Origin of the sequence: Lutibacter sp., assembly GCF_013041805.1 — a bacterium.
GTDB lineage: Bacteria > Bacteroidota > Bacteroidia > Flavobacteriales > Flavobacteriaceae > Lutibacter.
In genome coordinates, this window is the sequence record NZ_JABDRI010000027.1 from 1 (window position 1) to 22,837 (window position 22,837).

The window sequence follows — 22,837 nt, forward strand, 5'->3', positions numbered from 1 at the left end:
GAGGTTTTGATGCCGTTTATGAATTTTCTAAAGATTTTAGAAATGAGGGAATGGACAGAACTCATAATCCCGAATTTACGGTGATGGAACTATATGTTGCATACAAAGATTACAATTGGATGATGAATATGACAGAAGAATTATTAGAAAAAATTGCTATTGATACTAACGGAACAACTGAAGTTGAAATAGGAGAGAATAAAGTTAGTTTTAAAGCTCCTTATCCTAGAGTTCCAATTTTAGAGGCAATTAAAATACATACGGGATATGATGTTGCAGGAATGAACGACGTTGAATTAAGAGAAGTTTGTACTAATGTAGGTATTGAAGTTGATGAAACAATGGGTGTTGGAAAGTTAATTGATGAATTGTTTGGAGAGAAATGTGAACACCTCTATATTCAGCCAACATTTATTACTGATTATCCTAAAGAAATGAGTCCGCTTACAAAAGAGCACAGAACAAATCCAGATTTAACAGAGCGTTTTGAATTAATGGTAAATGGTAAAGAATTAGCGAATGCATATTCTGAGTTAAATGACCCAATAGATCAACGCGCACGTTTTGAAGACCAATTAGCACTGTCTGAAAAAGGTGATGATGAAGCCATGTTTATAGATCAAGATTTTATAAGAGCTTTAGAATATGGAATGCCTCCAACTTCTGGAATTGGCATAGGAATTGACCGCTTGGTAATGTTTATGACTAATAATGCATCAATTCAAGAGGTTTTATTTTTTCCTCAAATGAAACCAGAGAAAAAAGCACCATCAGTTGAATTAAATGATGATGAAAAAGCAGTTTTTGAGATTTTGAAAAAAGTTGAAAAAATTACTTTAATAGAGTTAAAATCTCAAAGTGGTTTAAGTAATAAAAAATGGGATAAAACTATAAAAGGGTTAACAAAAAACAATATTGCGAAAGTGAATAATACCGATGATGGTTTGTTTGTTGAAGTAGTTTAGGATATCTTTTTTGAATATAAATTAAAAGGAATTACTTAATTGAATTCCTTTTTTTATGACCTTTTTTATAATCAATCTAAATCATTTTTATAGCGAATTAATTGGTTAGAAAATCTTAAATTTGGAGCTGTTTTAATCTAAAATATAAAATATGTTTCAAAAATTAAAAGGGTTTACTAGAGCATTTTGGACAGCTAATATTGTTGAGCTTTTAGAAAGAGGTGCTTACTATGGCGTATTTATCGTAATAACCTTGTATTTATCAAGAATTTTAGGATTTTCAGATGTCGAAGCAGCACTCATATCTGGAGTTTTTTCTGGAGGATTATATTTACTACCGACATTTACAGGTGCATTAGCTGATAAAATAGGTTTTAAGTCATCACTGTTAATAGCCTTTACGTTATTAAGTATTGGTTACTTTGGACTTGGAGTATTACCCACAACTCTTGAATCTATTGGTTTAGTTGATTATTCTGATGGTATTAAATTTACGGGTTTGTTAGAATCATCTCACCGTTGGACAATTGCTCCAATTATGCTAGTAATTATGATTGGTGGTTCGTTTATTAAATCAGTTATAACAGGTACGGTTGCTAAAGAAACTACCGAGTTGAATAGAGCTCAAGGTTTTTCTATTTTTTATATGATGGTTAATATTGGTGCTTTCTCAGGAAAAACCATTGTAAAACCATTGAGAGTTGCTATGGGAGATATGGGTTTAATTTACCTTAATTATTTTTCTGCAGCAATGACATTTTTAGCGTTAATTATGATTGTCTTCTTTTATAAATCTTCAAAAACTGACGGAGAGGGGAAAACACTTAAAGAAATATGGGCTGCTTTAATAAAGGTAGTTACAAATGGTAGATTAATTACATTAATTTTAATCATTACAGGTTTTTGGATGGTTCAACATCAGTTATATGCTACCATGCCAAAATATGTTTTAAGAATGGCTGGAGAAGGAGCATCTCCTTCTTGGTATGCCAATGTTAATCCTTTGGTAGTTGTTCTTACAGTTACTTTTGTAACTAGGATAATGGCTAGTAAAACACCTTTGTTTTCTATGACTGTTGGTATGTTTATTATGCCACTTTCTGCAATCGCAATGGCTTCAGGAAATTGGTTTATTGGAAATCAAATTGACTTAGGCTTTATAAGTATGCATCCAATTGCTTTTATGATGGTGATTGGAATTGTATTGCAAGGTTTGGCCGAATCTTTTATTTCACCGAGATTTTTACAATTCTTTTCCTTACAAGCTCCAAAAGGTGAAGAGGGTTTGTATTTAGGTTTTAGTCATTTACATTCTTTTCTATCATCAATTTTAGGTTTTGGACTGTCAGGTTACTTGCTTTCAACATACTGCCCTGAACCAAAATTATTTGATACTCGTGAGGCTTGGGAAGCAGCATCAGTAAATGCGCACTATATTTGGTATTATTTTGCAGCAATTGCTTTAGTATCTGCTATTTCTTTAATTATTTATGGAAAAGTTATTCAGCGATTAGATGCAAAATAAAAATAATAAAAAGACAATTTAGTTGAAAAGTTCAAAAGAACTAAAAATATAAAAGTTAACTTTGATATTATCCAAATTTTTAAATAATTTATAATTATGAATAAAAAAATAATAACAGTTTTGTTTTCTACGGTTACGCTTTTTTGCGTAGTATTAATTTTAACGAGCTGTAAAGAAAATCAGGAAAAAACAAATACTATGACTACATCAAATACTTTATTAAAAGAATGGACAGGACCTTATGGAGGTGTTCCAGCTTTTGATAAAATGAGTATTACAGACATTAAACCTGCGCTAGAAATTGGCATGAAACAACATCTGGAAGATATTGATGCAATTACGGCTAATACTGAAATTCCAACTTTTGAGAATACAGTTGTACCTATGGAAAAAGCAGGAGAAGTTTTAGATAGGGTACAGCGATACTACGGAATTTGGAGTGCAAATGTTTCGTCTCCAGAGTTTAGAAAAATTCAAGGAGAAATGGCTCCTGTAATGTCTGAATTTCAATCTAAAATTTCACAAAACGAAGCATTGTTTTCTCGTATTAAAACAGTTTATGATAATTCGTTAATTGAACCTTTAGAAGCTGATCAGCAACGTGTTGTGCAACTTGTTTATGAAGGATTTGCAATGAATGGTGCCGAATTAGATGCTGAAAAGAAAGCTCGATACGCTGCAATTAATAAAGAGTTATCATCACTATACACAAATTTTTCTAATAATATTTTAGCTGATGAGGAGAATTATGTAGTGTATCTTACCAAAGATCAATTAAGTGGTTTGTCTGAATCAATGATAAAATCTATGGCAAAAATAGCCTCAGACAAAGGGCAAGAAGGTAAATATGCAATACCTAATACACGTTCTTACATGTCACCTTTTTTAACATATTCAGATGAAAGGGAACTTAGAAAACAAGTATGGACAAATTATTATTCTCGTTGTGATAATGGTGATGAATTTGATAATAATGAAAATGTTGCTAAAATTTTAAAGCTAAGAAAGGAACGAGTTGGATTATTAGGTTATGATAATTATGCTGATTGGAGATTACAAAATAGAATGGCCAAAAACTCAGAAAATGTAATGAACTTACTGAATCAAGTATGGAAAGCATCAACAGCAAGGGTTAAAGAAGAAGTGGCAGATATGCAAGCTGTAGCCAATGCAAATGGTGATAATATTACTATTGAACCTTGGGATTATAGTTATTATGCTGAAAAGGTTCGGAAACAAAAATATGATTTAGATTCTGATGAAGTAAAACAATATCTTCAATTAGATAAACTTACCGATGCTTTATTTTATGTTGCTAAAGAAGTGTTTAATTATAAATTTACTCCAGTACCAGAAGGTTCTGTTCCTGTATTTCAAGAAGATGTAAAAGTTTGGGAAGTTTCGAATATTGAAAATGGAGAATATATTGGATTGTGGTATTTAGATCCATATGCGAGAAAAGGAAAGCGTTCAGGTGCTTGGGCAACTATGTACAGAGCTCATTCTACATTTGATGGTGAAAAAACTGTTTTAGCCTCAAATAATTCAAATTTTGTAAAACCTGCCCCAGGAGAACCATTATTAGTGTCTTGGGATGATGCTACAACATTTTTACATGAATTTGGCCACGCGTTACATTTCTTTTCATCTGAGGTAAGATATCCAACATTAAATAGTGGCGTAAGAGATTATACTGAATTTCAGTCACAAGTTTTGGAGCGTTGGTTATCAACAGATAAAGTTATAAATCAATTTTTAGTACATTACGAAACAGGCAATCCAATGCCAAAAGAATTAGTTGATAAAATTAAGAGGGCTTCAACGTTTAATCAAGGTTTTGCGACTACTGAATATTTAGCATCCGCTATTATGGATATGAAATTTCATATAGTAGATCCAGCGAATATGGATGTAGATGCTTTTGAGAGAGAAACCTTATCCGAAATGAATATGCCTAAAGAATTGGTGATGCGTCATCGTACACCACATTTTGGACATGTTTTTTCAGGAGAAGGTTATGCTACTGCATATTATGGATATATGTGGGCAGATGTGTTAACAGCAGATGCGGCTGAAGCATTTAGAGAATCTCCTGATGGATTTTACGATAAAGAATTGGCAAGTAAAATGGTAAAAACGTTATTTGCGCCAAGAAATTCAATGGATCCAGCAGAGGCTTATCGTTTATTTAGAGGTAGAGATGCTAAAATAGATGCTTTAATGAGGGATCGCGGTTTTCCAACATCAAAATAATTACTTTTAGAAAGTAGGCATTCGTTTTTTATATTATAGCAACTAGTGATGATATTAAAAATGAATGCTTTTATAAACTTATTCATGAATCTATTTCGAATCTAATGATAAATGTGAACTATTTTTTTACATTTGATAAATTTTTAGCATTTCAATATTGAAAAAACTTTTTACATTTTTTATATTTTTAACCTTTTTTACAACTTTTTCACAGTCTGATAAAAGAACGGTTTATGTTAAATATATCAATGAGCCTATTACAGTAAATGCTAGTTTAGATGAGGGAGCTTGGTCAAGGGCTAAACCAACAACTAATTTTTGGCAATATTTTCCTACAGATTCAATCCGCGCGAAGCAACAAGCTGAAATTAAAATGCTTTTTGATGATAGAAATCTATATGTTGGAATTAAAGTAAATGCTGCTGGAAAGGATTTTATTATTCCTTCTTTACGCAGAGATTTCAGAGCATCTGGGAATGATAACATAAGTTTAATTTTTGATACTTTTAATGATGGTACCAATGCCTTTATGTTTGGTACAAACCCTTATGGTGTTCTTAGAGAAGCATTAATATCTGGTGGTGGAACTGAAATACGTGGTTTTACTACATCTTGGGATACAAAATGGGTTGGGGAATCTAAAATTCATGACGATCATTACATAGTCGAATGGAAAATACCGCTGTCAGCCTTTAAATATAGAGAAGGAGAAACCAAATGGAGATTTAACAGCTATCATTTTGACACACAATCTAATGAAAGAAATACGTGGGTAAATATACCCCAAAATCAATTAATTTTTAGTTTAGCATATATGGGTGACATGATTTTTGAGCAACCGCTTGGAAAATCTAAATCGCCCATTTCAATAATTCCATTTGTAAATTCTTTGATTTCAAAAGATTATGAACTAGATGAGTCTACTAACGATTTTAAAATAGGAGGAGACGCTAAATTTACTGTTGGTAATAGTATGAATTTAGATCTCACATTCAATCCTGATTTTTCGCAAGTAGAGGTTGATCAACAAGTTACAAATTTAACTAGGTTTGAAGTTTCATTACCTGAGCGAAGACAGTTTTTTATTGAAAATAGCGATCTTTTTGGAGAGTTTGGAAATAGTAGAGATTCCAATCCTTTCTTTTCAAGAAGAATTGGTATTGCAACAGATTTAGAAGATAACAGTATTGAAAACGATATTATTGGAGGAGTTAGATTGAGTGGAAAATTAACAAATAACCTTAGAGTTGGTATATTAAGCGTTCAAACAGCCGAAGACCTTAAAAATGAGATAGCAGCTACAAATAATTCAGTGGTAGCATTACAGCAAAAATTATTTAGCAGATCTAATTTAAGTTTCGTATTTATCAACAAACAAGCTACGAAAGATTATGATTTTTTGGAAACGGAAGATAATTACAATAGAGTTATTGGAGTTGACTATAGGTTGGCATCTAAAGATAATAGTTGGGTTGGAAAGTACTTTTTTCATAAGTCTTTTTCCCCAAGCATAACTTCAGACGATTTTTCCGCTGGGGCATCAACCGAATATAATAGTAGGTTATATAATATTCGTTTAAGTGGGGTTTTTGTTGGGGAAAATTATAGATCGGATTTAGGTTTTATTCGGAGAACAGACATGTTAAAAATAAATCCACAAATTGAACGTGCTTTTTGGCCAAAAAAAGGTAGTATTCAAAGGCATAGCCTATCAATTACACCTGTATTTCTATGGAAACCTACTGAAGATTTTCAAAACTCAGATTATACAGTAATTTCTAGATGGAGAGCAACTTTTAATAACACTTCTGAAGTAGAATTAGAAATGTTTAATAGGTACACATATCTTTATGAAAGTTTTGACCCAACTGGTACAGATGATGCTGTTGAATTACCTGAGAATATAGGTTACCATTATACAAGTTTTAATGCTAATTTTAAATCTGATGCAAGAAAAGAGTTTTCATATGCTATTGAGCCATCTATAGGAAAATTTTATAATGGTGAAAAATATTCAGTACTTGCTCAATTAAATTGGAGATTGCAGCCATTTTTTACAAGCTCTGTTCAAGTAAATTATAATAGAATTGTATTGCCAAGTCCTTATCCAACAGCATCAATCTGGTTAATTGGACCAAAAGTGGATATTACTTTTAGTAAAAATATATTTTGGGCAACATTTATTCAATTTAACAGTCAAGATGCTAATTTTAGTGTAAATACAAGATTGCAATGGAGATTTGCTCCACTTTCAGATTTATTTATTGTGTACAATGATAATTATTTTACAGATCAAGTTTTTGCTCCAAGAACGCGCTCCTTTAATTTAAAACTTACCTACTGGCTTAATATATAAGTACATGATTAGAGGTTTTCAAGAGTTAAAATTACTAGAATATATTTTTTAACTTTTCTATAACTATTTTAATCATTAATTTAGTAAAATATATTCATATCATAAATTTACTACTATGTCTACTTATAAATCATACATATTACCTAAGAGTTTTTTTAAATCAATGCTATTTTTAGTTTTTACTATTTTATTCCAAAATTTTGGCACTGCTTCAACAAATCTAATTTTGAATGATTCAATTGGATTTAATGAATACAAAGGAAAGGTTATCGATAGTAAAACCAAAAAACCATTAGTATTTGCTTCGTTAACTATTGATGATACAAATATCAGTACAATTTCAAATACCCAAGGAGAATTTCTATTAAAAGTTCCTAAAGTTTATGCCTATAAAGATGTTACTATTTCGTTTTTAGGTTATACGAGTAAAGTTTTAAACTTGTCTAATTTTAGTTCAAAAACAGTTATAAAATTAGAAACGTATATAGAAGAATTATCTGAAGTAAACATTGCAGTAAAAGATGCAAAGTCTTTAATTTTAGAAGTATTGAAGCGAAAAGGAGATAATTATGATACGGAATTAACAAATATGACTGCTTTTTATAGAGAAACAATAAAGAAAAGAAGAACGTATGTTAGCTTGTCAGAAGCAGTTGTTAAAATTGATAAACAGTCTTATACAAATTCAAGGAAAGACATGATTCAATTACTTAAATCACGAAGAAATACGGATTATTCAAAATTAGATACTGTTGCTTTTAAACTTAAGGGAGGCCCATTTAATACCTTATATATTGATATTATGAAATATCCTGAGTTTTTTTTCGCACCAGATATGGTTGAAATTTATGATTTTACCTTTGATAGATCTACAAAAATTGATAATAGGCTTATTTATGTAGTTGATTTTAAACAAAAAAAATATGTTACCAATCCTTCTTTTTATGGAAAACTATATATAGATGCTCAAACATTCGCTTTAACCAATGCTAAATTCAGCTTAAATTTAGAGAACAAGGAAAAAGCAAGCAAAGTTTTTATAGTTAAAAAACCAAAAGGGGCAAAGGTACTTCCAGTACAAGCTGAATATCAAGTAGATTATCGCGAAAAGGACGGAAAATGGTATTATGGCTATAGTAGAATTGAGTTAGGCTTTAAAATAGATTGGGATAAAAAATGGTTTAACACTATTTATTATACTACAATTGAAATGGCGATAACGAATTGGGAAAGAAACTTAGCATCTAAATTAATAAGGTCAAAAGATAGAATGAGATCTTCTGTAATAATGAGTGATAGATCCACTGGATTTTCTGATCCTAATTTCTGGGGTGAATATAATGTAATAGAACCAGAAAAGCCTATTGAAAGTGCCATTAAAAAAATTCAAAGGCAATTAAAAAGACTAAAAAATGATTAGCAAATAGTTTGTTTTTCGAAATTATAAAAGCAGTTTTATCCTCATAAAGCTGCTTTTTCTTTAACATATATTTAAGAAATTTTGCAAAGTTGTTTAATATATTCGTTTTTTATTTTAAACAAACTAAATTTTATGACAAAAAAAATTATAACTAGTTTATTAACTTTAATGTTAATTGTTGGTGTTTCTTTACCAGTAGAAGCTCAGAGAAAAAAGAAAAAGAAAAAAGATGAAATTGTTAAGCCAACACCACCGGCAAAACCTAAAAAGGGAGAAATTCAGCCTTATAGCAAGGTAGTTACTAAGGAAGCTACAACCGATGATGGTTTGTTTAAAGTTCATAAAATTGATGGTAAATATTTATTTGAAATACCTGATTCATTGTTGGAAAGAGAGATGTTAATGGTGACAAGAATAGCTAAGAACACTTCAAACAATAGAAGTTTTGGAGGGCAAAAGGCGAATACACAAATGTTACGTTGGCAAAAAAAAGACAAACAAATTTTATTAAGAGTTGTATCGCAAAATGTAGTTGCGGATGAAGAATTACCTGTTCACGAAGCTGTTGTAAATTCTAATTTTGAGCCTGTGCTTTTTGCATTTCCAATTGAAGCATTTTCTGAAGATAAGACAGCAACAGTTATTGATGCAACTGAATTGTTTTCAACCGATGTTAAAGCAATTGGTCTACCTGATTATGTTAGAAAGGGATACAAAATTACCCGTCTAGATACTAAAAAATCATTTATTGAAAGTGTAAAAAGTTACCCTTTAAATATTGAAACGCGTCATGTAAAAACTTATGCAGCAGGTGCACCACCATCAAACTCCAGTACAGGTACAGTTTCAGTTGAAATGAGTAACTCTATGATTTTGCTTCCTAAAGAGCCAATGAAAAGAAGGATTTTTGATCAAAGAGTTGGATGGTTTACAACTTCACAAACAGATTATGGTTCAGAAGCTCAAAAAAGTGAAAAGGTTACTTTTTTAGATCGCTACAGATTGGAAGTGAAAGATGAAGATATTGAAAAGTTTAAAAGAGGTGAATTAGTTGAGCCTAAAGAACAAATTGTGTATTATATAGATAGAGCGACTCCAAAAAAATGGGTACAATTTATAAAAGATGGAGTAGAGGATTGGCAGGTTGCATTTGAGGCGGCTGGATTTAAAAATGCAATTATAGCAAAAGATCCTCCAACTCCAGAAGAAGATCCAGATTGGAGTCCAGAAGATGTTAGATATTCTGTGATTAGATACTTAGCTTCTCCAATACCAAATGCAAATGGACCACATGTAAGTGATCCACGATCAGGTGAAATTTTAGAATCGGATATTAATTGGTATCATAATGTGATGAGTTTATTGCAAGGTTGGTTTTTTGTTCAGACGGCTGCAATAAATCCTGAAGCACAATCGGTTCAATTTAAAGATGAGGTTATGGGTAGTTTAATTCGATTTGTATCTTCTCATGAATTAGGACATACATTAGGCTTACCACACAATATGGGAAGCAGTTCTAAGTATCCGGTTGATTCGTTGCGTTCTGCTACATTTACACAAAAATATGGTACAGCACCATCTATTATGGATTATGCACGTTTTAACTATGTGGCTCAACCTGAAGATAAAGGAGTTAAATTAATGCCAAACATTGGAGTATATGATAAATATGCTATTAGTTGGGGTTACCGTCCAATTTTAAATGCTGAAACTGCAGAAGATGAAAAAGAAACATTAGATAGTTGGATTTTAGCGCATGAAAATGATCCGTTATATCGTTTTGGAAGTCAGCAAAGTAGCGTAATAGATCCAAGTTCTCAAACAGAGGATTTAGGTGATGATGCTATTAAAGCAAGTGCTTATGGAATTGCAAATTTGAAACGAATTGTTCCTAATTTAATTGATTGGACAGCTGAAAAAGGTAAAAATTATGATGATTTAGAAATGATGTATGGGCATGTTATTTCTCAATTTAACAGATATATGGGTCATGTTTCTTCAAATATAGGTGGCGTTTATGAAGTATATAAAACCTATGATCAAGAAGGTCCTGTATATACACACGTTGATAAAGATCATCAAAAGAATTGTTTAAATTTTGTAAATCAACAGTTGTTTACAACGCCAACATGGTTGATTGATAAAGAAATTATTGGTAGAACTGAGTATTCTGGAATTACTGAAAGAATTACTAGTTTACAAGTAAGAGCCTTAAATAATATTCTTGATTTAGGTAGGATGACAAGAATGGTTGAGAATGAGACTTTAAATGGGTCTGACGCTTATAGATTGGTTTCAATGATGTCAGATTTAAGAAATAGTATTTGGTCTGAACTTCGTTCAGGAAAATCTATAGACACCTATCGTAGAAATTTGCAAAGAGCTCATGTTGAAAGATTAGGTGAATTAATGACATCTAAAGATATTAAGCCAACAAGTTGGGGGAAAAGAACGGCAGTTACAGTAAAGAGATCTGATGTTATTCCTGTGGTTCGAGGTGAATTAAAAAGAATTAAAAGAGATGCTCAAAGAGCAGCGAACGCAACAACAAATACAACTAAAAAATATCATTTAGAAGATATTGCTGAGCGTATAGATGTAATTCTAGATCCTAAATAAATCTATATTTATTTTAATTAATAAAAAAAGCAACGATGTGAATCGTTGCTTTTTTTATTCTAAAGCATTTCTAGTCATTTTTAATTAATTAAAATTGAAAAACCGACTATTATTTCCTCTTCTAAATTGTCTAAATTGATAGAAATCAAAAAGGATAAAAATTTCAAAATAGTTATAAGCTACTCCTGTTAGATTATTATTGCTTAATTCAAAAGAATAGTTAGCGCCTATTTCCATTTGATCAAGATAGACACTAGCTGAAGCTCCAATAGTTGTTAAACTAGCCCCCAAATAGTTGTTTAAATGTTGGCTTAATCCTAAAGAAAAATTTTCAATTATAGCTTGTTGATATAAATCAACTCGAGATTTAGCTCCTTGTTTAGAGAAAGAACCAAACAGAAATAAATAGGAATTCGATGGCAATACACCTCTATTGTATGGGTTTAAATCGTGTTCATATCCTGCTTGAAATGACATAAAGAGATCTTTCGCGACTTTTGTTTCACTATTGAAGGAGGTATTTGGTTGATTGATATGTTTTAAATTTAAACCAAAAAATAAATTTCTACTATTATGTATGTGTGCACCAGCACCCAAATCAAAATAATTTACTCTATTATTTACATTTACAGGATCTATGCTTATTCCAGAGATATTCCCAGTTAAAACATCAATTTGATCTTCAAATACTAAATCAGAATAATCAAGTTTATTATTTCCATAGCCAATTGAAAGTGATGAATTTAATATCCAATCATAGGTTAAATTAGTTTTATAGATATAATGAGCATTTACTTGTGAAGCTGAATATCCCAAAGCATTAATTTGAAATAAATTAACATCAAGAGCTAAAGAAAAGTTATAATCTTCAAAGAAAGCAGATCCAAAGGCGAAGCTATTTTCAATATTACTATCGCCATTTACAATGCTTTCGTTACCATATATAACCCCAAGTTGAGAGGTTTCTCCAAATCCATAAAAACTTGGGTTTAAAGTTCCTGTAATTTTATTTTGATTATTATAAAAATATTCTTGGCTGTACATTAAATTAACACAGAATACTAATATTATAAAATGGAGTAGTTTAGTCATCATGAGTAATATTTATAAATTTATTGTACAATTAAGAATCTGCCTGTTTTTTCAATTTTCTTATCATCGAGCGTTTTGGCGATAATATAACACCTATAAGAACTATTTTTTGGTTCAGAATTAACAGGCTCAATACCATCCCATCTTAACTCACCTAAATTATTTTCGGTTGAAATATCATTATTTGAGGCTTCGTAAACCAAATTACCCCAAGAATCATAAATGTACATCGTAATTTCTTTTATACCATTAAATGAAGGTCCAAAGAAATCGTTAATTCCATCATAGTTTGGTGAAAAAACAGTTGGAAGTATAATAGTAGCTCCTTTACCTACAATAATAGTTTTAGTTACTGATTTTGAACAACCAGTGCTGTTGTAAACTGTTAAGGTAACATCATAAATACCATCATTTGTGTACGTATGAAAAACAGTTTCAATATTCTCACCGTCTGAGTTATATGCTAAATCTTCTGGGTTATAAAACACTCTAAAAGGTGTATTATCATCAAAATCCCAAACTACATAATTATATTCAGCGGGGTTGCCTATATTTGATAAATTTGTAAATTCAATACTAGAATTAACGCCTATATATCCTGATGATTGAAAATCTAACGATGTAAATTCAAAATCAAAGTCATCTACAGTTTGTGTTGAAAGAATCTCTTCATCTGAACAGCCTTGAGAATTTGTAACTCGTAATATTCCATTTAAACTTGACTCATTCATTATAAGTTCATAGATGTTATCTCCTAAATTTTCAGAGGAAACTAATACATCATTATAATAGAAATTTAAATTAGGATCAACTGAATTAACTTCAACATATATAGATCCTTGTGTCCCATTACAAATGTTCTCATCCAAAATAATATTTTCAATTGAAAGCTCGCCGTTACTTTCAACAGTAAATACATATGGAGTTGAGGTACAACCATTACTATCAGTAACACTTAATCTATACATTCCGGTATTTAAATCACAAATATTGTAGTAATTATTATTATCCGGTATTATTGGTGTCCATAATTGTGATTGCTGATTAACAGATTCTAGCAAGAATTCGGTATAAATTTCAGACCCACCAGTAAAATCAAAGTTGTTACAAACCTCATTGCAATTAATACTTGTTGTATTAAGTAATGTAACTATTAATGGCGATACAGGATTAATAGTAAATGTTTGACTTGGTAATGCACAACCAATTGAATCAAAACCACTTAATGTATAATCTCCAGGATCTAGCCCAGTAATTGTAGTTTGATTTTGACGGAATCCATTTGGTCCCTCCCAAGTAATATTATATAGTGGATTTCCTGTACTATCAATAAAAGGTACACCACCAAAAATAGAAACACTTATTTCTCCATCGGTTCCATTACAAGTAGTTTGTGTTACTTCTGCATTAATAGACATGGGAGAGGAGATTTCTAATACACCTGTTTTTACCGTTCCACAGTTATCATATACTATTTCATATTCAAATATTCCTGATTCAGATGGTTGTCCACTTAGAGTTAATATAACACCAGTGGAAGAGGTTATTTGTGTTGCACTTATTCCAGAAGGTAAACCTGTTACGCTTATAACATTCGTACTTGGTAAAATACCATCTATATTATAAACAATATCCTCAATTGGATCTGTAAATGAACAAAGAGTTTGATTTTCTGAACCTGATGCTAACTCAATGGATACAGCTGCATATAAATTTTCTATGCTAACATTTATTTCTGCGCTACAATTTGTATTGGTTAATGTTTGTATTTGAAAATTAAATGAACCTGTACTAATAGGAGCTCCTGTTAGCACATAAGTTCCAGTAACTGAATCAAAGTTAACATTAATAAAACTAGGAAGTAGCGTTTCATCAATAACAGTTCCTATTGGGCTTACTGTAAATACGATTGGGTCAATTTCATTATTTTGACAAACCGATTGCGTAACTAGACCAGAATTTGACTCTAGTGTTATGGTTGGAACCTCTTGAATTATTAATTCAATTTCGGTAGTAGCAAAGTCATTACAAATTATACTTGTTGATAGAGTAATTATATTTGGATTGCTTGTTAATGCCGTTGGAGTTCCAGAAATTATAAGTTCACCATCCACTATTAAATAAGAAATACCAGGTGGTAATTCAGGAGAGAAAGTTATATCCTGAAGACTATTTGGAACCGCAAAACGAATTGGTTCAATTGCTGAATTTAAACAAGCAATTTGACTTAATTCACCACTTAAATAATTTATAAAAGCACCATCTTCAACGGTAATAGTACCTGAAAGTTCAGTACTACAATCATTGCCAGTTGAAATGCTGTAATTATAAACACCGCTTAATGTTGGAGTTCCTTGAATTACAGCACTACCAGTAACTATATCACTTGTAAAGCTTACTCCTGGAGGCAGTGCTCCAGTTAAAATTAGAGTTTGACCCGGAGTTGATTGATATTGGATATTTGATACTAAAGCTGTATTTACACAAACAGTTGTATCTGCCTCGCCAATTGTTAATTGAAGAGCATCTGGATCAATAATTGTAATCATACCATCAATTGTTGTTGAGCCACAAATACCTTGAGTTGTTATGGTATAAGTATAATTATCTGGGGTATCACAAGAGTTACCTTCTATAGTAATTATGTTATTTACAATACTCCAATTAATTCCTAAAGGTAAACCGGTTACAGTTGCTCCAGTTGCACCGCCACCTAATTCATATGAAATAGGCTCTATAGTCGTGCACGCACAAATTTCTTGCGCATCTGTTGATTGAGGGCTTATAAGTGTTAAGGTATCGTTTTCATCTACTGTGATACTTGCTGTAAAAGAAGAATTGCATTCGGTTGAAAGACCGGATGTAACAACAGTATAATCAAAACTTACAGTTGGTGTACCAGAAATAGTTAATACATTCCCAACAAAAGAACTTGTAACACCTGAAGGTAATCCTTCAGCAAAAGCGTTTGTAGCATCACCGGTGATATCAAATGTAATTGGACTCATTAAGTCTCCTTCGCATAAGGTTTGGTAAATTGCTGTGCCAGCTTGAGGGTAGACCCCAGAATCAACTATTGTAACAACAGCAGATGTTGGTTGTAATAATTGTATAGGAGAGCAGTATAAACTGCCAGAATCTTCTACGCTAATTAATTCAATGTTATATGTATCCGCTATATTAGTAGGTATATTAATAGTGACAGTATCACTTGAAACAGGCGAAGCTACTGTATTTATAATTGTACCTATACTATATGTAAATGTGTAAGGTGCTATACCATTTATTGCCTTAAATGTAATAGTAGGTTCTTCAGAGTCTTTACAAACTTCATAAAAAACGTTTCCTTCAATAGTTGCTGAAATAGGTTGTTTTAATAGTACATTAATTTCTGCCATATTAGCACAACCTCCAGTTACACTACCAATTACAAAATAAGTACCATTTACTGTCGGAATCACTGTAAAAGTATCGCCAGTAGAGCGAGGAGGAGCAATAGGATTGCCACTTGCATCAAGGTCTTCGCTTAGATACCATTCATACGTATCAGCTCCTGTAGCTGTTAAAGTTATTTCGCTACCTTCACAAACTTCAATTTCTTGAAGCCCTCCTTCAATTTCTATATTTGGTAAAGAATCATTTATTGTTATTGTTCCTGATAAGGTGTTTCCACAGCCTGTTGATGATTCAATAGTATATGTGAAAATACCGGCCTCTGTTGAAGTACCATCAATAATACCAGTGAGTGAATCGAACGTTATACCATCAGGTAAATCACCTGTTAAAATCAAAGTTCCTCCTAAAGTAATATTTGGATTATTTGTGATCTCATATGAGATAGGATAAATTAACGGTGTATTTATACATAGGATTGGATCAGGGTCACCTGAAACAAGCGTGATATCACTACTATTTACAGTAAGAGATCCAGTTGCAACTGCTTGCGCACAACTTGTAGTTGTTGAAAATGTTTCAATTGTGTAAGTAAACTCCCCTGCCTCAATTGGAGTTCCGGATATAATTACTGATGTACTTGAAACTGCCCATGAAATACCTGCAGGTGTAGCAGGTGAAAACGTAACAGCTGCTCCATTCGCACTTCCTTCTAAATTATAGGTTATAGGTTCAATGGCTGTGTTAATACAAATAGCTTGAACATCAGATTCTGGTATAGATAAACTTAGATTTCCTTTTGGGTTTACTTCAATTGTGCCAACAAATTCTGAATTACAACCTATTATGGCTCCTGATGTTTTAACAGTATAATTAAAAGTACCTGCTGATGATGCTATTCCTGAAATTGTTAATGTTCCTGGAACTCCAAGTGTTGCACTAGGAATATACTCACTTGATACATCTGTAGGTAAACCTTCTACAAATGCATCCGTAGGAGAGCCGTTAATATCAAAAATAATATCTACAATAGGGTCACCTTCACAAACTAATTGATTTACTTCTATAAGGTTTAGTGGAACAATACCCGCTTCTAAAACAGTTACGAATGCTTGAGAAGGTTCTATAATTCCACCATTACTGCAAGAACCGGAATCTACACTATCTAAGGTAACTAAAAAATCACCTGGTGTTGTAGTTGGTATTGGAGGTGTTAAAACTGCCGTATTTCCGGCGGTAGTAATTGAACCTGTTATATCAGTTGTTAATAAATCTGAAGATATTGTATAATAAAAGGTATAACCACCCGTACCATTTGCTCCTTCAAAAGTAATTATAGGAGGAGTTGCTCCTTCACAAAGAGTATAGTCATAAGGATCTGTTATTGTAGCACTTATAGCAGGTAAAACATTTATAATAATATCATCTGTATTTTCACATCCAAAATTATCAGTTCCTGTAACTGTATAGGTTCCTGTAATTATAGGAGTGAACGGAACACCATTTGTAATACCATTATTCCAAGTATAGGACGTTGCTGTTCCTGTTGCAGTAAGTGTAATTTCTTCACCTACACAAACATCAATTGTGCTTGGTCCAGCATCAACTATAGGTAAATCTCGGATAGTAATTGATACTGTACCAGATTGATTTTGTGAACAAGAAGTAGAACTCGAGTCAGCCACACTTACCAAAGTATAATTGTAAATCCCGGAAGTGTTCGTTGGTACATTAATAGTTGCTGTATCTAAAATAGATACAATAGTTTGTGTTGCTCCATTCTCATCAATATATTCAAACGTATATGGAGCTGTACCTAAGGATCCGGTAAATGTTAATGTTACTGGTGCATTTAGGCAAACTTCAGTGTCTGAAGATGATATTACCGCTGTTGGTAAAGGATTTACAGTTACAATACTGGTCGAAGTAGTACTTTCACAGAATGGAGCATTTTGATCAGTGATAAAAACTGAATAATTTCCTGCAATGGAAGTAGTGAAAGTTGATACATTACCAGGGTTTATAGCACCTGAAGGAACACTCCAATTATAATTATAGCTACCAGTTATGGAAGGTGTTGCTATTAATGTTGCAATATCTCCTTCACAAATGGTTTCGCTATTTATGGTTACTGTTGGTAAAGCTATTGCGCTAACAACAACTTCAGCAATACTTGAACAACCCGCACTATTTGTAGCCTTAATGAAGTATGTTCCTTCATTAACAGCATTCGGATTACTTAACGCAATAGTTGCACCGATATTTGCCCAATAACTATAGGTTAATCCGCTATCAAAAGGCGTAATGGTGGTTTGTAAATCTACAGTATCACCTGCACAAATTGGAGCAGGATTCGAAATAGTTAAACTAGGAGGTGGTAAAACCTCAATTGAGTAACTCAAACCCGTAAGTAGTTGCGTACAAGCAGTACTGCTTGAGTCCGTAACACTTATCAAATTAAAGTTATAATTACCAGAAACACTTGTGTTTACGTTAATAGTAGCTGTGGTTCCTGCAGATAGAACTGTTTGAGTTGCTCCACCATTAATATTATATGAAAAAGTATACGGAACTGTTCCTAGACTTCCTGTAAAACTAATTGTTGCGAAATCATCAGTACATATTGATGAGGCTGAACCCGTAATAGTTGCATCTGGTAAAGGATTTAAAGTCACTGTACCCGTTGCTGTTGAGCTTACACAATTTGGCAGCGTTTGATTTGTTATATCAACTGTATAGTCGCCAGCAATAGAAGCTGTAAAAGAGGCAACATTTCCTGGATTTGGAACTCCAATAGGTAAATTCGTCCAATTATAATCATAAGCGCCTGGTGGGCTAGGTATTGCTGATATTGTAGCTACATCACCTTCACAAACAGTAACATTGCTTACTGTTACCGTTGGTGTAGGACTTGTTGATACCGTTACAGGCTCAATAACAGAACATCCATTGCTATTAGTCGCCATAATATAATATGTTCCTTCAGTGGCCGCAGTTGGTGTAAGATATTGCGTTGTAGCAGTTGCATCAGTAAAATAAGAAAATGCCAAACCAGCATCTGAACCTGCAGTAATAGCTATATCTGTTAAATCAACTGTATCAATTTCACAAACAGGTATTGGATTTGTTATTATTAATATTGGTAAAGAATTTACTGTGATGCTCGCTGTTCCAGTTTGTGGGTTAGAGCAACTAGTTGTACTTGAATCTTGAACACTAATTAAGTCATAAACAAATGTTCCTGCCGCACTTGATGATGAAGGCACAGCAATACTATTACCAGAGGTTGTCGTAATGTAATAAGGACCTAATCCATCAATGTTATAGGTAAATGTATATGGTGCTGTTCCATTCGTACCTGTGAATACAATTAAATTTTCTGTACTGTTTAAACAAGTACTTCCTCCACCAGAAATACTGGCAATAGGTAGTGGGTTTACTATAACACTAATCGTAACTGTGTCAGTACATCCTTGTCCTGTTGGTGTTAAGTCTAATTCATAGGTAACTAGAATTGGTAAGCCTGTAGAATTTATTAATGTATCACTTATGTTTCCTGAGCCTGAGGCAGCACCTAAAATCCCTGCTGCTGGAATTCTTGTCCAATTAATAGTACTAGGATTAGTAGTACTCGTTGGAATATAAGTAAATGAATCTCCAGAACAAATTTCTGTTGTTATTGTTGAACTTGTTAATTGAGGGAGTGGATTTACAAATACAGTTACAGTTTGTATGTTTTCACATCCATCAGGTGTATTTATTGTATAAACGTAATCTACACCTATTGGTGCATTTGTTGTATTGATTAAGATTTCATTAATGTCATCATTTCCACTTCCTGCTGGATTTGAAATTCCGCTTTGAATAGCTCTGGTCCAAGAAAAAGTAGCATTTGTACTAATGCTTGAAGGAGTATAAGTAAACAAATCTTCCGAACATATATCAGCAGGAGTCAATCCACTCGATAATGTTGGAGGTTCAATTATTGTTATTGGATAATTAGCAGATTCACCACCAATTCCGCAAGAATTAACTCCATGAACACTAAGATTCCCAGATACATCTGTCAAAGCATAATTTATAGTAATTGAATTTGTAGCGGTTGTATTGATACTTCCATTAGGTAATGTCCATTCATAAGAAGTTGCATTAGTAATAGCTCCTACAGTATATACATTCCCATTCGTACCAGCACAAACTAAATTAGGGCCACTAAGAATAGTAGTCGCATTAGAAGGTACAGCTTCAATATCAATAGTTATATATACAACATCTGAACATCCATTTGAGGTAGTTGGTAATGTTATTTCATAAGTTACAGAAACTGTTGAGTCTGTTAAATTATTTAATGTTTCAGTAATATCTCCTGAACCGGAATTAGAACCCTCTAATATTCCACTAATTGTATTTCTATTCCAGGTTATTAGGCCTGGTTCACTACTTGTCAATGGTATAGTAAAAGAAGTTCCAGAACATACTGGAGGTGGAGCATTTGAACTTATTAAAGTAGGTAAAGGGTTTACAATAACTGTTATTGTTTCAGTATTTTCACAGAGTTCTGGAGTTGGGGTTGTCAAGGTATAAATATACTCAACAGAAATAGGATTTGTAGTTGTATTAATAAGAGTTTCACTTATTCCATTAGTTCCTACTCCAGGTGCATTTGCAATACCGAATTGTAAGTTTCTTATCCAAGAAAAATTTATATTGGGAGAGCTACTAGTTGGATTATAAGTGAACGTATCTCCCGAACAAATATCAGGAAGTGATGTTGGGCTTGTTAAAATTGGAGGTGCTATTACCGTTATTGGATAGCTCGCTGAAACGGCTCCTAAACCACACGAATTTACACCTTGTACAGTTAGGTTTCCAGAAACATTACTAAATGTATAATTAATGGTAATTTGACTTGTAGTTGTAGTATTTGTACTTCCATTAGGCAATGTCCATAGGTAGGAAGTTGCATTAGGAATTGGATTCGCATTATAAACATTTCCAGTGGATCCTGCACAGACTGTTTGGGGGCCACTAACTATAGTAGTTGCATCTGAAGGAACTGGGTTAACAACTACATCAAAACTAACAGTATTTGTGCATCCTTCAGTTGTTGCAGGTAATATTAACTCATATGTAACGGATACTGGAAAAGATGTAATATTGTTTAATGTTTCATTTATTGTAGGTGCTGAACTATTACTAACAGATGGCTCTGAAATTTCTGGAATAGCATTTCTTGACCACAATATGGTTCCTGGAGTACTACTATTTGGAGTATAAATAAAAGGAGTCCCGGAACATACTTCTACAGGTAAAATTGGAGGATTGGTTAGTGTAGGTAATGGGTTAACAATTACTGTAACGGTTTCAGTATTTTGGCAACCTTCAGGTGTGGTAATAGTATAGGTATAATCAACAGGAATTGGACTATTAGTTGAATTAATTAGAATTTCATTAATATCATTAATGCCGGCGCCCGGCGGGTTTGAAATATCAAGTTGTAAAGCTCTTTCCCAAGTGTATGTAGCCCCAGCAGGTGTGCTGGTAGGAAAGTAAATAAAAGGCTCTCCAGAACACACGGCAGGAGGAGTTAATGAGCTTGACAGCGTAGGAGGCGCCACTATTGTGATAGAATAATTTGCAGATTCACCTCCATTGCCGCATGAGTTAACACCATGTACACTTAAATTCCCTGATGTTTCGCTTAATGCAAAACTAATTGTAATTGTTGGGAAGTTAGTGGCTACAATACTTCCGTTAGGTAATGTCCATTCATAAGTAGTTGCGTTTGGTATTACATCTGTAATATATACATTACCTGAAGATCCCGCACAAACAGTTTGAGGACCACTGGTAATACTTACAGCATCAAGAGGTAATGGTTCAACGTCTACAAAAATTGTTATTGGTGGAGATGTACATCCTGCTGTTGAAGTAGGTAGTGTGATTGTATAAGGTACTGATATGGTTGCGTTTGTTGTATTTGTTAATGACTCATTTATAAAATTAGAGCCTGAACTAGAGGCTTCTGCTATTCCCGGAAAAACAACTCTTGACCAAGAAACTGGCCCGGCTACATCACTTAATAACGGTATATTAAAAAGGGATCCAGAACATACGGCTGTTGGTGCAGTAGGACTTGTTAATTGAGGTAATGGGTCAACTAATACTGTAACATTTTGGGTATTTATACAACCTTCAATTGTTGTTATGGTGTATGTATATACCACAGGTAAAGTAGCATTCGTAGCATTAATTAAGCTCTCTGATATGTCATCATTACCTATACCTGGCGGATTTGATAGGCCAGGTTGTATGGCTCTCGTCCAAGATAAACTAGCCCCAAAAGCACTACTAATAGGTGTGTAATTAAAGATGTCTTCTGAACATATATTAGCAGGTGTTAAACTACTTAGTAAAGTGGGCTGTGCTATAATGGTAATAGGATAGTTTGGAGATTCCCCTCCAATTCCACATGAATTTTCTCCATGAACAGTTAAATTTCCTGAGGTATCAGTAACTGCATAATTGATACTGATGCTATTTGTAGGTGTTGTAACATTGCTTCCATCAGGTAATGTCCAAACATATGAAGTTGCATTTGGAATGACAGCTGTATTATATACATTTCCAGAATCACCTGCACAAACTTGCTGAGGTCCACCAGTAATAACTGTTGCGTCAGAAGGTAGCGGAGCTACATTCACTACAATAAATTGAGTATCATTACAAGTAGGACCGCTAGGTAATGTTAAATCGTAAGTTACAGAAATCGTAGTATCGGTTGTATTAGTGAGTACTTCATTTATAATATCAATACCCGAACTCGTTCCTTCTAAAATTCCAGGAACAGCAGCTCTAAACCAATCTATCGTTCCGGGTATGCTACTTGTTAAAGTTTGAGTGAACGTATCTCCAGAGCAAATATCAAAAGTTAATGTTCCTGCAAAATTATCGGGTAAAACATCAATAGTGAAAGTTATAGGTGTTCCATCACATCCATCAAAAGTAGGAATTACAGTAAAAGTAGATGTAATAGTAGAGCCTGTTGAGTTAGTCGCAGTAAATTGAGGTATTGGAGATGTAGAACCACCTATTGTTCCTAATCCAATGGCGACATTATTATCTCCACTCCAAACAAATGAGGTGCCAGTTCCTGAAAAAGGAGAACTTGCCGTTAATGTTATTGGAGGTACCAATTCACCAGCACAAACAAC

The 22,837-nt window shown here is 33.0% G+C and carries 8 protein-coding genes; 6 read left to right on the forward strand and 2 right to left on the reverse strand.

Annotated features, from left to right (window positions below; translation table 11 throughout):
- The 6 genes from HKP59_RS03595 to HKP59_RS03620 form a co-directional block, all read left to right on the forward strand.
- On the forward strand, positions 1-965 hold a 965-nt coding region (locus tag HKP59_RS03595; RefSeq protein WP_291803512.1), incomplete at its 5' end, for an amino acid--tRNA ligase-related protein.
- A gap of 151 nt (positions 966-1,116) precedes the next feature.
- Positions 1,117-2,490 (forward strand): MFS transporter, encoded by a 1,374-nt coding sequence (locus HKP59_RS03600; protein ID WP_291803514.1) that lies wholly within the window; start codon positions 1,117-1,119, stop codon positions 2,488-2,490.
- Between the two features lie 198 nt (positions 2,491-2,688).
- Positions 2,689-4,743, forward strand: a complete 2,055-nt coding sequence (locus tag HKP59_RS03605; protein WP_291803516.1) for a M3 family metallopeptidase — start codon at positions 2,689-2,691, stop codon at positions 4,741-4,743.
- A 157-nt stretch (positions 4,744-4,900) separates the two neighbouring features.
- Complete coding sequence (locus HKP59_RS03610) at positions 4,901-7,099, forward strand: DUF5916 domain-containing protein (RefSeq protein WP_291803518.1); 2,199 nt, start codon at positions 4,901-4,903, stop codon at positions 7,097-7,099.
- 163 nt (positions 7,100-7,262) lie between these two features.
- Positions 7,263-8,519 carry a carboxypeptidase-like regulatory domain-containing protein gene (locus tag HKP59_RS03615; protein WP_291803520.1) on the forward strand — a complete coding sequence of 419 codons (1,257 nt, stop codon included), beginning with the start codon at positions 7,263-7,265 and terminating at the stop codon, positions 8,517-8,519.
- A 132-nt stretch (positions 8,520-8,651) separates the two neighbouring features.
- Positions 8,652-11,138: a zinc-dependent metalloprotease gene (locus tag HKP59_RS03620; protein WP_291803522.1), complete on the forward strand. Its 2,487-nt coding sequence runs from the start codon at positions 8,652-8,654 to the stop codon at positions 11,136-11,138.
- 84 nt (positions 11,139-11,222) lie between these two features.
- On the opposite strand, the gene HKP59_RS03625 is transcribed toward HKP59_RS03620, so the two are convergent.
- Entirely contained in the window at positions 11,223-12,182 is a 960-nt protein-coding gene (locus tag HKP59_RS03625) for a type IX secretion system membrane protein PorP/SprF (protein WP_291803523.1), read from the reverse strand.
- A 68-nt stretch (positions 12,183-12,250) separates the two neighbouring features.
- Entirely contained in the window at positions 12,251-22,819 is a 10,569-nt protein-coding gene (locus HKP59_RS03630; RefSeq protein WP_291803525.1) for a PKD-like domain-containing protein, read from the reverse strand.
- Between the last annotated feature and the right edge of the window lie 18 nt (positions 22,820-22,837).

Coding starts and splice junctions, on each gene's coding strand:
- HKP59_RS03615 (WP_291803520.1), top strand. CDS start 7,263: ATGCTATTTTTAGTTTTTACTATTTTATTCCAAAATTTTGGCACTGCT.
- HKP59_RS03600 (WP_291803514.1), top strand. CDS start 1,117: ATGTTTCAAAAATTAAAAGGGTTTACTAGAGCATTTTGGACAGCTAAT.
- HKP59_RS03605 (WP_291803516.1), top strand. CDS start 2,689: ATGACTACATCAAATACTTTATTAAAAGAATGGACAGGACCTTATGGA.
- HKP59_RS03625 (WP_291803523.1), bottom strand. CDS start 12,182: ATGTACAGCCAAGAATATTTTTATAATAATCAAAATAAAATTACAGGA.
- HKP59_RS03620 (WP_291803522.1), top strand. CDS start 8,652: ATGACAAAAAAAATTATAACTAGTTTATTAACTTTAATGTTAATTGTT.